The sequence below is a fragment of the Flammeovirgaceae bacterium genome (assembly GCA_015180985.1).
GTDB lineage: Bacteria > Bacteroidota > Bacteroidia > Cytophagales > Cyclobacteriaceae > UBA2336.
Genome location: CP054185.1, coordinates 1,002,633 through 1,016,625, shown reverse-complemented (window position 1 = coordinate 1,016,625; position 13,993 = coordinate 1,002,633). Strand labels below are relative to the sequence as shown.

General features: G+C 43.7%; 8 protein-coding genes. 5 read left to right on the top strand and 3 right to left on the bottom strand.

Features of this window, described 5'->3' with window-relative positions; genetic code table 11:
• Positions 1-656: 656 nt before the first annotated feature.
• The 3 genes from HRU69_04805 to HRU69_04795 all read left to right on the top strand — a co-directional run bounded on the left by HRU69_04805 (position 657) and on the right by HRU69_04795 (position 7,177).
• On the top strand, positions 657-5,738 hold the full coding sequence (locus tag HRU69_04805) for a carboxypeptidase-like regulatory domain-containing protein (GenBank protein QOI96854.1): 5,082 nt from the start codon (positions 657-659) through the stop codon (positions 5,736-5,738).
• 66 nt (positions 5,739-5,804) lie between these two features.
• Positions 5,805-6,491, top strand: coding sequence for a hypothetical protein (locus HRU69_04800; protein QOI96853.1), 687 nt, complete (start codon positions 5,805-5,807; stop codon positions 6,489-6,491).
• A gap of 11 nt (positions 6,492-6,502) precedes the next feature.
• The gene (locus tag HRU69_04795; GenBank protein ID QOI96852.1) at positions 6,503-7,177 is read left to right on the top strand and encodes a T9SS type A sorting domain-containing protein; all 675 of its coding nucleotides are present in this window, start codon (positions 6,503-6,505) and stop codon (positions 7,175-7,177) included.
• Here HRU69_04795 and HRU69_04790 read toward each other — a convergent pair.
• Both HRU69_04790 and radA read right to left on the bottom strand, forming a co-directional pair.
• Positions 7,174-7,782 carry a hypothetical protein gene (locus HRU69_04790; GenBank protein ID QOI96851.1) on the bottom strand — a complete coding sequence of 203 codons (609 nt, stop codon included), beginning with the start codon at positions 7,780-7,782 and terminating at the stop codon, positions 7,174-7,176. The genes HRU69_04795 and HRU69_04790 overlap by 4 nt on opposite strands.
• A 42-nt stretch (positions 7,783-7,824) precedes the next feature.
• Positions 7,825-9,219, bottom strand: coding sequence for a DNA repair protein RadA (radA, locus tag HRU69_04785; protein ID QOI96850.1), 1,395 nt, complete (start codon positions 9,217-9,219; stop codon positions 7,825-7,827).
• Between the two features lie 94 nt (positions 9,220-9,313).
• Between radA and HRU69_04780 the strand changes: the two genes are divergently transcribed.
• Positions 9,314-11,260, top strand: coding sequence for a DUF3857 domain-containing protein (locus HRU69_04780; protein QOI96849.1), 1,947 nt, complete (start codon positions 9,314-9,316; stop codon positions 11,258-11,260).
• On the top strand, positions 11,257-13,164 hold the full coding sequence (locus HRU69_04775) for a DUF3857 domain-containing protein (protein ID QOI96848.1): 1,908 nt from the start codon (positions 11,257-11,259) through the stop codon (positions 13,162-13,164). Before HRU69_04780 ends, HRU69_04775 begins: the two co-directional genes overlap by 4 nt.
• On the opposite strand, the gene HRU69_04770 is transcribed toward HRU69_04775, so the two are convergent.
• Positions 13,165-13,971, bottom strand: coding sequence for an SDR family oxidoreductase (locus tag HRU69_04770; protein QOI96847.1), 807 nt, complete (start codon positions 13,969-13,971; stop codon positions 13,165-13,167).
• Positions 13,972-13,993 lie beyond the last annotated feature (22 nt).

Here is a 13,993-nt window from a genome sequence, read left to right as displayed (position 1 = left end):
GGTGCTCTTTCGTTGGAAGGAGTCAGGATGTTGGTAATATCCGCATAACCAGCAGTCAAGTTTTCATTTATAAAATATCTGATAAAGAGGCGGAGAAAATATACTCCAAACCCGACAGGATCATTCCCATATCTTTCTTCCATACTTTACACGACCTCCATCACATCGATTCAGTTTATACAAAAAAACTGCCTGTGGGTCATTACTTGTTTGTGAAAACGGTCGGCAACCAGTTTCAAAGTGAATTAACGTCAGAAAATAACGTTGATTATCATGCACTAAGTAACGGCCGTGATTTGCAGTTGATACTTACAGACAAGCATGGTTTTGAGCTGGAGTTGCTAAAACCAGTCATTGGCAATAAAGTCATTCCATTTGATAAGTCGATGAGGGTCTACAGGCTTCCGAAAACAAACAGGCAAGGTTTGGTCAGAGTTGAACATAACGGGCATCTCAATTTCTTTTTCTTAAGCAGACGTTACCACAACACTTTTGCCAAACGAGTAAGAAGCACCTTCCCGATAAATCATCTTTATTCAATAGTCGCATATCCGATTAATTTAATCAGAGGCTTGATTAAGTATCAACATGCACAGCCACCGGGTATATATTACAGAATCAGAAGGTCTTTTGAAGGTAAGACATTCAAGGGTTATATGGTATTAAGCCAGCCGAAGTACAAGCCTGGTGACACCTTGCGGTTTAAAGCTTTCATTACTACAAGAAGGGGGAGGCCTGTCAACAAAGATTTTAATGTAAACCTAACGAATTACAGATCGTACCCTACCAAGCGGAAAACTATCGGACAAATTAAACCTTATCGGAAAGGCGCCTATTCATTTGAAGCAGTTCTTAATGACAGCCTGAAATTGTTGCTTGATCATGACTATTATGTAGAGCTTGACGACAATACCGATAACAATTATCCCGGGGATCAGTTCAGGTTTGAACAATACGAATTAAAGCAAAACGTATATACACTTAAAGAATCACCAGCCAATGTATCAACAAAACCGGCCGTGCTGTTGCTTAAGGCTACGGATACCAATGATATGCCCTTATTCGATATACGTTGTGAGGTAGTTGTAACAACAAAAACGGTTCAGCAATATTTTAAAAAATTAATTTTCATACCAGACACATTATGGAAATATACATTCAAACTCGAACCCGTGGGCGACACAAAAATCATTTTGCCTGATTCTATTTACCCAGAAGCATCAATAAGCTACCTGGTGACGGCCACTTTCACAAACGCAGAAAATGAATGGCAATCAAAACAGCTTGAACTGATTTATGATGGTGACAGCAGTTTGGATGTAAAACTATCGGATGAAAAGCTAATCGTTAACGGACCTGCTGATAGCTTACAAATGCTGATCATAGGTCAAAATGAAAATATCCTTCGTAAGAAGTCAATTAAACTGCCCCATGAAGAAAGGGTGGAGCCATACGGTGAACTATATTATTTTGAAAAGGGGGGTAAAATTCTAAAGATTTTCAATTTAGCCGCTCAAAATGATTTACTGCAGGTAGTGGGAAACCGCACAGCAGACAGCCTTTCAATAGCTGTTTTGAATCCCCGAAAACTTCAGTTTCGTTACCAGCTTTTCAAAAACAATACAATCACTTTTCAAGGCAATGACACAACCCTTGATATACGGTTGAGAACAGACAAAGACCAACGCTATTATTTGTCAATTCAATACATTTGGGCCGGAAAACCCCAGCAACAAAATTATGATTTGCTCTTTCATCAAAAATCCCTTGCTGTTAGCATTACAAAACCCGCTACTGTTTTTCCAGGGCAATCGATTGACTTATCAGTAAGTGTAAAAGATGCACTTAATAATCCGGTGCCTGATGCCGACCTTACTGTTTATGCCATCACCAAAAAGTTCGGTGAGAAGAATCATTCAGCAGTGCCCAGCTTTGAAAAGTTTAAACCCAGAAAATACTTTAATGAATTTTATACCGGCAGTGCTAAAACGCCAGTACTACGTCAGAAACTGCTTTACCATTTCTGGCGAGAACGATTGAGGCTTGATAGCATTACTTATTATCAATTCATTTATCCCAGGAATGGTGGATTTATCGTGTATTCTTCAACAGACGAAAATACGACAGAGATTGCACCATTTGTAGTACGAAATGGAGAAGTGCAGCCTGTCTATTACATATATTTCGATAAAGTTCTCAAATACTTTCATCGGGTTGAAACACTACAGCCCTATTCATTCAGGGTTGATGACTACCCCAATCAGATAGCCATCCGGTTGCTGGATCAACTTATTATTTTAAACAAACCACCAATCATGAATGGTAAGAAACTTATCATGAGTGTGGACCTGGATCGGCTGCCAGCATACGCCACCGTTATCAAAATGCCTCTAAAATTATCTTCCGATGAGTATGAAGGAATTACTCAACATCTAATCTGGGTTAACCGCCCGGCTGGCTTAAAACATGCCTACCTTCAGCAAGGATCTAATTTTAATCTTTTCGAACCGGGCCTTTCATACTATTCTTCAAAATACCTGGCCGGGCCGCTATTTCCTGGGTGGGTTACATTTAAATCTGATTTTGAACTGACGTTTCCCTTCAAGGCCATGTCTGAATATAGTTTCAGATCGGGCGTAGTTGATCGTACGCCTTCCCCAAAAAAAATACCCCGATACCTCGGCTTTCACCAGTTGAGTTATTCGTTTAAAGACCTGGCTTTCACAGAAAATCGCATCCAGGCCTACTGGAGAAGCCTGGAGCCAAAGCTAACCCTGCAAAGAAAGTATCCGGATACAAATCCTGTGGGCAAACGGGTTGGACGACTTTCTGTTCAGCAAAATCACAATACGTTAAAAATTAAGAAACTTGCCACTTATGTTCTTAATTTGGATAACCCGGATGAGTACTACATTTTTCCGCCAACCCATCGTGACCTTGGTCCCCTTATACCCGGATTATACCAGGTTGTGATAATTTTTGATGACCACCGGTACTTAAAACCAAAACCTGTTTTTGTAAAACCTTATGGCACCACCTATTACAACCTGGGTGATGAGCTATTTTTTGAGGCTGATAAGTTCAGCGAGGGTATTATATCAATAGTTGATCAGTGGATTAAGCAAAGTAATTACCTGGAGCCCGACCGTAAAAGGGAAGCGCAAAGCATCCGCGAATTATACTATCGGGAAACAACCGAAGGGCAAACTTTTTCAGGCGGCAGGTGGGTAACCGGCCTGGTAATTTCCGGGGAGGATGGCAGTCCATTGCCCGGTGTAAACGTACTTGTTAAAGGAACAACAATTGGAACCGTTACGGATTTAGACGGAAATTACAGGCTATATGTACCCTTCAATGCAACATTAATCTTCTCATTTATTGGGTTGCAAACTCAGGAAATCAACACTAGCGATCGGGCAACAATTGATGCTCAGTTATTTTCTGATGTTACACAGTTAAGTGAAGTAGTCGTAACAGCAGCAGGGCTTAACCGGGCTGGCAAGTCGATGGGATACGCAGTTTCATCTGTCAATCAATTACAGGGTTTTGTAAAGGGTGTGCCTGGTTCAGCCGATTCACTTACTGTCCGTATAAGAGGGCTTTCATCATTATCAGCGAATAACGCACTGATCATTGTTGATGGCATCATTACCCCACTGATGAGCATTGACCCGTCTCAAATAACGGCTATCGAGATACTGAAAGGAGATGAAGCTGTTTTCAGGTACGGTCATCAGGCAACTAATGGTGTGGTGTTAATTTCAACCAAACCTGGTATAACAAAAGATCAATTGCTTCAAATGAAGATAATCAAGCAGGAGTCTTTACTTGTCGCAGACGCAGGTTCTCCCGGGAACTCCATTCGAAAAAACTTCAGGGACTACGCATTCTGGCAGCCACGTCTTCGGACGGACAAATCGGGCCAGGCAAGATTTACAACAATTTTCCCGGATGACATAACCGGCTGGAATGTTCAGGCACTGGCAATGGCATCAAAAAGAAGAACCGGATCAGCCACAGCACAGATTCAATCCTTTAAGCCACTCATTGCTCAGTTGAGCATTCCGCATTTTTTAATTGCTGGAGATACAGCATGGGCTATTGGCAAAGTAACCAATTACTCATATGACTCTTTAAATCTTGCAAAGCGCATTCAGATTAATGGTAAGACCTACTTAACGGAACACAGGTATATCAAAAACTCTATGCTCGACTCAATCATGCTTTACGGGACTGATGATAGTCTGCGCATTTCGTATGAAATAACTCACAACAAGTATGTTGATGGAGAACTCAGAAAGTTACACGTGTTACCAGTGGGTACCAGCGAATCGCGGGGCATTTTTACCGCGTTGCCTTATGATACCACTTTCAGGTTAACTTTTGATCACCCTGTTAAATCATTGATTATACGTGCTCATGCTGATGTGCTTGATGTGTTGATTGATGAAATTGAAGCCCTGAAAACATACCCTTATGAATGTAACGAGCAATTAGCCTCAAAATTAATAGCACTGCTTGCTGAAAAAACAATCCGTAATTACCGTAAACAAAAATTCGAACATGCCCAGTCGGTTGAAAAAGTGATAAAAAAATTGGTCTCTAAACAGAATAAAGACGGGGGTTGGAGTTGGTGGTCAGGTGGTAAAAGTTCATTATGGATCACGCTTCATGTTGCCGAAGCCTTGTTATGGGCAGAACGACTCGCCATTAATGTTCCCTATGATAAAAGAGCGCTGTATAAATACTTAACCGAAGAAAACTTTTTGGACAACAACCTCTCACTCAATCGATGGATTTATTTGCTTAAAGCAGGCGAAAAGGTATTTATAAATCCGCTCACTGATACGTTGGGAAGAGGTAAAAATTACAAAATGCATTACCGGCTTCTTACTATGCAACTAAATCAATTAACCGGTAAAGAACCCGACTGGAGTTGGATTACCAGTCAGCGAAAAGAAACGCTGAAGGGAAATTACTATTGGGGTGAAGAAAAGAAATCGCTGTGGGATAATGACATCGATAACACCCTGATAGTTTATCAGATGCTGGAAAAGAAAAATCCCGATGACCACAGCCTGGTTAAAATCAGAAACTACTTTTTGGAGAAACGTAACCGAACTTGGCGCAACACCTATGAGTCGGCCCGAATAATTGAAGTTTTGTTACCCGCTCTGCAACGAGCACAAAATCATTCCAAGCCTGAATTAGTTATTTCGGGCGATTATTCTGTTTCAATTACACGATTTCCTTTTGAAAAAGAATTGGACAACATACAACTTATCGATGTCAAAAAAACAGGAGAGGAGCCGGTTTACTTCACAGCTTACGAAACAATCTGGAACACAAATCCAAAACCTGTAAAAAATGATTTGATCATAATTACAAAATGGAAAAATAAAGAAAAGAAATTAAAAACCGGAAAACCTGTCACACTTCAAATAAATGTAGACGTAAAAAAAGACGCTGAGTACGTAATGATTCATGTTCCGATCCCGGCAGGATGTTCTTATCAATCAAAATCACAAAGCCGGAAAAACGGTGAAGTTTATCGTGAATATGATTGGCACGAAACACGAATTTATTGCGAAAACCTCCATGCGGGGCCTTATACATTTGAGATAGACCTTATTCCGCGTTTTAAGGGGAACTATACGTTAAACCCGGCAAAAATCGAATGGATGTATTTCCCTGTTCTGTACGGCAGGGATGAGGTCAGGAAGATTGCCATTGAGTAAAATTTTTGACCCTTTAAAAATAAAATGCGCTGAAAGGCGTTTTTTCCTAAAGACCAAAATTGGTAAATGTTAAAGGTTACCGGCATCATCTTATTAATTATCCTTTTTAACCCTGTAGTTGCCACCCACCTCCGCTACGGCTACATTTCGGCCAAACGCCTCAACCCGCTTAACCTGCAAACCGAGATAAAACTTACCGTTTACACCAATACCGGGTCGGCAATTTTGTTTGGCGGAGATGGCGATATATTGGATTTGGGAGACGGCAACTTCATCCTTATACCTGAAACTCCGTCCATCGCGCGGCCCGATTTGGGGCCCGGTATCGGCATGGCCACGTTTACTTACGTGCATACCTACGCCAGTCCGGGTGTTTACATTATTTCCTATTCCGAAACCAACCTGCTGGAAGGGATTATTAACGTCAGCAATTCGGCCAATACCCCGCTTACACTGGAAACCCTGATTGTGTTTGACCCATTCAATGACTTTGAGTCGACCGGTGAACTGCTGGCCGAACCGTATATGCTGGCCAAAGGCGGTCTGCCGCTGTCCTTATCCGTTGCTCGTGCTAATACGGATGACCTGTTCTTCTCGTACAGCATCCCTGTAAATAGTTTCCCGTTGCGCATACCTGAAAATTTCAGCATCAATGCCCATAACGGATTGATCACCTGGGACACTCCATTTCAAAACCAGGTAACCTTGGCGCCTACCTGTTTCCGGTTTACACCCGCTTATTCCGTAAAGTAAACGATCAGGCTGTGCTGGTTGCGTCCGTTCTGCACTATGTGCAGATAACGCTTACCGATGACCCCTTTACCGGAACCATCTCCGACAAAGCCAATCTTGACGAAAACAATCGTGTTTATGTGCCCGCGTCTGAAAGCAAAGTGGTGAAAGTAATTTTTGAAACAGAGGGCGATCCAGCAGCTATCGCCCTGAATGTTTACTCCGATCTAATTGATCACCCTAACAACGTGTTGTCGTTTACTACCTACGATTCGCTGGGCGGCTCCATAAAAGTCGGGCTACTAACCCTTACGCATCATCCGGCCATTGAACGCGACTTGCCGTATGTGATCAGTGTAAGAGGATCGTGCACCAACTCCGGACTTTACGGGTACGACATCAATTACCTGTTCTATACCCGCGACCTGTACCCGCCTGAAATCATAACCGGAACAGATGAAACAGAAAACGATTTGGCAGATATTGAAGTCTATCCCAACCCGGTAACCGATTTTCTCAGGCTTGACGGAAGAACTCAATCACCCACGCGCATACTGATTACTGATGTTACTGGCAAGACTCTGATTAATAACAGAATTCTTCACCTGCCGGGTATACTGGACGTGCGCCCGTTGCCTCCTGGTGTTTACCTGGCCATCATACAAACCTCACACAGCCGGAAAGTCTGGAGGTTCGTAAAAAACTAGACCCCTCTTCGTTCCTTCAGCCAGCTGGCAATGCTCCAGCGTGTACTTTCTTGTACAACAGCACCGGTATCGGCTGCGCGGTTCACTTTTTCAACCGTGTAAAAAGCAGTTGGCAAAATTTCTTTCATCTTACCGAGCAGATTCTCCAGGTTTTCGCGGGGCAGTACGGTAAACACCAGGCTCTCGGGGCCATCAAGTCCTTCACTGGCAACGCGTGTGTAACGAAACTGATTTTTAGTGATAAAATCGATTAACTCACTCACATCTTTACGGGTGATGATCCGCACGATTACTTTGCCATAGGCGATGCGCTCTTCAATCATCATCCCCACCAGAATGCCCATGGCAAACCCTCCGGGGTATGCCACATAGCACACCCAGTTGTCCATGTGTTCAAAAATCTGGCGGATGGCCATCAGCCAGATAAACGATTCAAAAAAGCCGAGGACGGTTGCCGTTAGCCTGCGTCCACCCAACACGTAAATGATGCGGATGGTGTTGATGGACACATCCATGATGCGCGCCATGAAAATGAGCAGCGGCAGGATGATGTAGCTGAAAAAGTTTTCGGGCAGGCCTACCGTTTGGGTAAAGAAAGTTTCCATACTGCTGTTTTTGCGTGCGCAAAGATTACGGGTAAACCCCCATCAGCCAAACAAATCCTGAAAAACCTCGGTTAATTTTCCGAACGATCGTATGTCAATTTTTATCGATTTGTTATCAAACGTTTTCTGGTTGTATTTCGAAATATAAATTTTAGTAAAACCAAGTTTCTCTGCTTCGGCAATGCGTTGCTCGATGCGGTTCACGGCCCGCAGTTCACCGCCCAGGCCCACCTCGGCAGCAAAGCAGGTTTTTTCCGGCACCGGCAACTCTTCAAACGATGAAACAATGGAAACGCACACGGCCAGGTCAATAGCCGGATCTTCTACTTTAATTCCACCGGCCATGTTCACAAAAACATCCTGCGTACCCATGCGGAAGCCGCAGCGCTTTTCCAGCACAGCCAGTAACATGTTCAGTCGCTTATGGTCAAAACCGGTGGGTGTACGCTGGGGCGTGCCGTATGAAGCCGGGCTTACGAGTGACTGTATTTCAATGAGCAGCGGCCGGTTGCCTTCAATAGTTGTGCCTATGGTGGCTCCGCTTAACGGAGCATCCTTTTGTGAGATAAGTATTTCAGACGGGTTGGACACTTCGCGCAGGCCGCTGCCCTGCATTTCATAAATACCAATTTCGGAAGTGGAGCCAAACCTGTTTTTTGTTGTGCGCAGAATCCGATATGCAAGGTGCTGGTCGCCTTCAAACTGCAGCACGGTATCCACCATGTGCTCCAGTACTTTTGGTCCGGCCAGCATGCCGTCTTTGGTGATGTGGCCTACCAGAAATACCGGTGTATTGGTTTCTTTGGCAAACTTCATCAACTCACCGGCACATTGCCTTACCTGCCCGATGCTGCCGGCTGTTGAGTCTAATAAATCCGAGTAGAGTGTTTGGATGGAATCAATGATCAGTACATCCGGCTTCAATTCCCGGATGGCCAGGAAAATATTTTGGGTGTTTGTTTCGGTAAAGAGGTTAACACCCCCCTTGTCCCCCCTCAAGGGGGGATTAAGGGGGGTGAGTCTGTCGGCACGCATTTTAATCTGTTGCTCGCTTTCTTCGCCTGAAACATACAGCACGTTAAGCTGGTAAAGTTGCAGGGCGAGTTGAAGCATCAATGTTGATTTGCCGATACCGGGTTCACCGCCAATAAGAATTAATGAGCCCGGAACAATCCCTCCTCCAAGTACACGGTTCAGTTCGGCATCGGGTGTTATCAGCCGAATCTCGGTGCCTGTTTTAACTTCCTGTAACGGAGTTGGCTTTGATTGTCGCTTTGAACCTTCCGTGGTTTTCCAATCAACCTTTCCGGCCGGTTCTTTTTTTACTACTTCTTCAACAAACGTATTCCATTGGCTGCACGAGGGGCACTTGCCCATCCACTTGGCCGACTCGTGCCCGCAGTTTTGGCAGAAGAAAAGGGTTTTGGTTTTTGCCACGTTTGGTTTTTGTTAAAATTAGCTGGAAACTTTACATTCACTTGTAATTCGATTGGCAATTAAACTATTTGCCATATCCTAAACCGAAAACGTTATGAAATACCTGTTGGCTGTGGTTCTCATGCTTGCTCTTTTCCATAACGTATTTTCGCAAAAATCCCCGATTAAGTTTGGTGAAATCCCAATGGAGGACATGAAAATGACAATTTACAATAAAGATTCATCAGCTGTTGCCGTTGTATTAACTGACTATGGCCAGGCCTATGTTACCGTATCCTCTGTAAGCGTCATACTCAATTTTGAACGACACGTGCGGATTAAGATCCTCAAAAAAGAGGGCTTAAGCTGGGCTGATGCTGCTATTCCGTTATTTCATGTTGGGGCTTCTGAAGAACGCGTTGCCAACCTGAAGGCCTCGACCTACAACCTGGAAGGTGACAAAATTGTTGAAACCAAAATGAACAAAGATGGAACGTTTAAAGAAAAGTTTAATCGCAATATTAACCTGTTAAAGTTCACACTGCCGGGTGTGCGGGAAGGTTCAGTGCTGGAGTATTCCTATACAATTCAATCCGGGTTTATCACCAATTTCCCCAACTGGCAATTTCAATATAAAATTCCGGTGCGCTGGTCTGAATACTGGGCCATGATACCCGAATTTTTTGTTATGGAGAAATACATGCAGGGGTATGTGCCGGTTACAGCCTATCAAGTAAAAGATTTATCACGGTCAAATTATTCCGATAAAGTATTTCACTGGGTCATGAAAGATATACCTGCTTTTAAACCAGAGCCCTTCATGACAACTGAAAACGACTATATGGCTAAAATAAACTTTGCGCTGGCCTATGTTAACTTTCCCGGCAGGCCCCCGGAAGAAATAATGGGTACATGGCAACGGTTAAATGAACGGTTATTAGAAAGTTCTTATTTTGGCCAGGCGGTTACAGGCTCCGGCTTTCTGAAGAAAAAAACAGAGGAACTTGTGGCAGGAATAACTGACCCCACTCAGAAAGCAGAAGCTATCTTTAAGTACGTGCGGGATAATTTTCAATGGACAGGGTACCACGATTTTGAAACGGATAATCTTAAGGATGTTATTGACAAAAAGCAGGGCTCTGCTGGCGATTTAAATCTTTTGCTGGGTTCAATGTTGGATAAAGCCGGACTTATGGTTGACATGGTCTTAATCAGCACGCGTGACCACGGCTTTATACGGCAGCAATACCCGATGTCAAAGCAGTTTAACTACGTGGTTTGTGCGGCTCGTATAGATGGGAAGCCTCTTCTATTGGATGCCACGGAGCGGTATTTACCTATAGGTATATTACCCGAACGCTGCTTAAATGGTCAGGGACTGATCATTTCAAAAAATTTTCACGGATGGATATCGCTGGAAACTAAAACTAAAGCCCGTACTGTGATTAATGCCGACCTGCTGCTGGATAATTCCGGTGATTTAAAGGGGAGCATCAGCTATACCCGAGACGGATATGATGCCGTTCCTATGCGAAAGAATTTCTTTTCCAAAGGAGAAGTCGAGTATGTTAAAAACTTTACAGCATCACGAATGAACTGGCACATCACGAAATCCAACTTTGAAAACATGGATGACATTTCCAAGCCAGCGAAGGAGCATCACGAATTACTTATCAATGAAAATGTAACCCTTGCGGGAAGCCAGATGTACATCAATCCCTTTGTTACCGACCAGCTTGAAAAAAATCCGTTCACCCAGTCCGAGCGAACCTATCCCGTAGATTACGGTAGTTTACAAGAAAAAATGTACATTAGTCGCATAACAATCCCGGATAACTATGTGATTGATGAATTACCCCAAAGCCGCATGTTTGCCATGCCGGGGGGAGTTGCTAAATACACCTACAGCGCCTCTGTTGTGGGGAACACCATTACTGTTGTCAGTAATTTTCAGATAAACCGCAACATATTCGGCCAGGAAGAGTATCCTATGTTACGTGAATTTTACAATCAGGTAGTAGCCAAGCAGGCCGAACAAATTGTTTTAAAGAAGAAAACATGAAATCTGTTTTTTGGGCTTGTGTATTCGGAGTTAGCTCAGCCTTAGTGGCTGGCGACCTGAAATATCCCGTAAGCGAAATTCCTGCTGAGTTAAAAGAAAATGCCAACGTGGTTTTTCGTGAGGATCAGATGCGGTTTACCATCCATGCCCAAAACCGGGCAACACTTTATGTTTACCAGGTGGTAACAATTTTAAATGATAACGGCAAAAATTACGCGCAGGAAGTAATCGGCTACGACAGGCTCAGCAAAGTAACGTTGTTTAACGGTGCCTCCTATGATGCCACCGGTAAACTTATCAAGCGCTTGAAGCAATCTGAGATTTATGATCAAAGTGCCTTTGACGGTTTTAGTTTGTACAGCGATAACCGGCTAAAGGCAGCCAACCTTATGCATGGCAGTTACCCCTACACAGTTGAATTTGAGTATGAAATCGAATTCAAATACCTGTTTATGATTCCCGGCTTTTCCGTTATTCCGGATGAAAAAGTAGGTGTGCAGAATTCGGTCTTTCAACTTGTATTCCCAGAAACCCTTGCCCCAAAGTATAAAGCCGTTAACATCACCACCCATCCAACTGAACGAACAACTGCTGATGGCAAAAAAACACTAACGTGGAGTTTTCAAAATATTAAGCCGGTAAAGTTTGAGCCGTATAGTCCGCCTCGCCAAGATCTGATACCGCACATTATGGTTGCACCAAGGCAATTTGAGTTTGATGGCTACAAGGGCTCAACTGATACCTGGGAAGATTTTGGTAAGTGGATTATTTCCTTAAACAAAGGTCGAAATCAATTACCCGATGAGGCCAAAGCAAAAGTGAAAGAAATAGCGGCTAACCACCAAACCAACGAAGAAAAGGTTAAAGCCGTTTACGAGTATATGCAAAACCGAACTCGCTATGTCAGCATTCAGTTGGGTATTGGCGGGTTTCAACCCTTTGAGGCCAATGTAGTTGAGAAAAACGGATATGGCGACTGCAAAGCCCTGTCTAACTACATGGTTTCAATGCTTGATGTCATCGGTATAAAATCACACTATACACTCATCCGTGCCGGCCGCGATGCCGCACCGATGCAACTTGATTTCCCTTCTTCGCAATTCAACCATGCGGTGGTTTGCGTACCGATGGAAGCCGATACCATTTGGCTGGAGTGTACCAGTCAAACCAACCCGTTTGGTTATGCCGGAACATTTACTGGCGACCGCAAAGCGTTAGCCATTACCGATAACGGTGCTAAGTTAGTCAACACACCGGTTTATACAGCCGAGGATAATGTGCAATCACGAAGCGCAGTTGTGGTTATTGATAACTTAGGAAACGCCTCAGCAAAAATCAAAACAACCTACCGTGGTTTGCAGTCAGAAAACGATGGGTTGAATTTTATCCTCGGTCAGTCTGATAAAGAAAAGAAATGGATTCAAAACCATACTTCCATTCCGAGTTTTGATATTAGTTCGTTTACGATGGTTGAAAAACGCGAAAAAATACCTTCTGTGGTTGTTAAGCTTGATCTTGCCTTACCGCGAATGGCTTCAATAAGTGGGAAAAGGTTATTTCTTACCCCAAACCTGATGAACCGTTCTTCATTCGTACCGGAACGCAATGATAACCGAAAGACCCAGGTAGTACGAAGAATGGCATACACTGACCTGGACACCATCCGGTACCATGTGCCGGAGGGGTTATACCCGGAGTTTCTTCCTGAGCCGGTTCATATTAAATCACGATTTGGCGAGTATAAAGCAAGCGTTACCATTGATGCCGGTGATGTTGTTTACATCCGAAAATTACGGATTGAAAAAGGGGAATTTCCTGCCGAAACCTACAATGAACTGGTAGAATTTTACAAAAACATAAACAAGGCGGATAACACAAAACTTGTTTTACTTAACAAGACCTGATTACCGGACAGGCGCATTCGCCTCTTTCGCCATTACATTATATACCATCCTGTCAGCCAGCGAGGGCCACCATTTATTTAGGAAGACCGCCAGTTTACCCTGGGTGGTGAGGATAAGGGTACGTTTTCGGTTTACCGTAGCGCGGTAGATATGCCGCGCGCATTCTTCAGCGGTCATCATCTTTTGTTCATTGCGTGGCGATTCGCCCTGGGAACTTCCATCTTTTGTCAGCGACCGTTTGCGAATGTTGGAAGCCGTAAAACCGGGGCATGCCGTGAGCACATGTACGCCCCGCTTTAAATATTCCGTTCGCAGCACTTCCAGAAATCCGTTCAAAGCAAACTTCGATGCCGAATAGCCGGTACGGCCCGGCAACCCGCGGTAACCGGCAATGGAAGAAATTCCAACCACCGAGCCTTTGTTCTTTACAATTTCAGGCAGGCAATACTTTGTTGCATAAAGCACCCCATAAAAGTTAATATCCATTACTTTCTTCACTACCTGTAAATCAACTTCTTCAAACAATGCACGCATGGAGATACCCGCATTGGCAATAAGTACATCAATAGTACCATACAACCGAATGGCTTCTTCCGCCATCCGCCTGTTGTCGTCTTCAACGCTGGCATCTGCCTGGAAACCATGTGCTGTAATTCCATCGTTCTGCAACGCTGTTACGGTGCGGCTTAACTCATCAGCATTTCTGCCGGTAATCAGTATTTTAGCACCGTGCTTACCAAACTCGAAAGCAAGTGCTTTACCAATACCCGAACTACCTCCTGTTATTACAACTACTTTATTCTGCATAGCTGTGTAGCGGACAAAAATA

Coding starts and splice junctions, on each gene's coding strand:
- HRU69_04805 (QOI96854.1), top strand. CDS start 657: ATGGTATTAAGCCAGCCGAAGTACAAGCCTGGTGACACCTTGCGGTTT.
- HRU69_04800 (QOI96853.1), top strand. CDS start 5,805: ATGTTAAAGGTTACCGGCATCATCTTATTAATTATCCTTTTTAACCCT.
- HRU69_04790 (QOI96851.1), bottom strand. CDS start 7,782: ATGGAAACTTTCTTTACCCAAACGGTAGGCCTGCCCGAAAACTTTTTC.
- HRU69_04780 (QOI96849.1), top strand. CDS start 9,314: ATGAAATACCTGTTGGCTGTGGTTCTCATGCTTGCTCTTTTCCATAAC.
- HRU69_04775 (QOI96848.1), top strand. CDS start 11,257: ATGAAATCTGTTTTTTGGGCTTGTGTATTCGGAGTTAGCTCAGCCTTA.
- HRU69_04770 (QOI96847.1), bottom strand. CDS start 13,971: ATGCAGAATAAAGTAGTTGTAATAACAGGAGGTAGTTCGGGTATTGGT.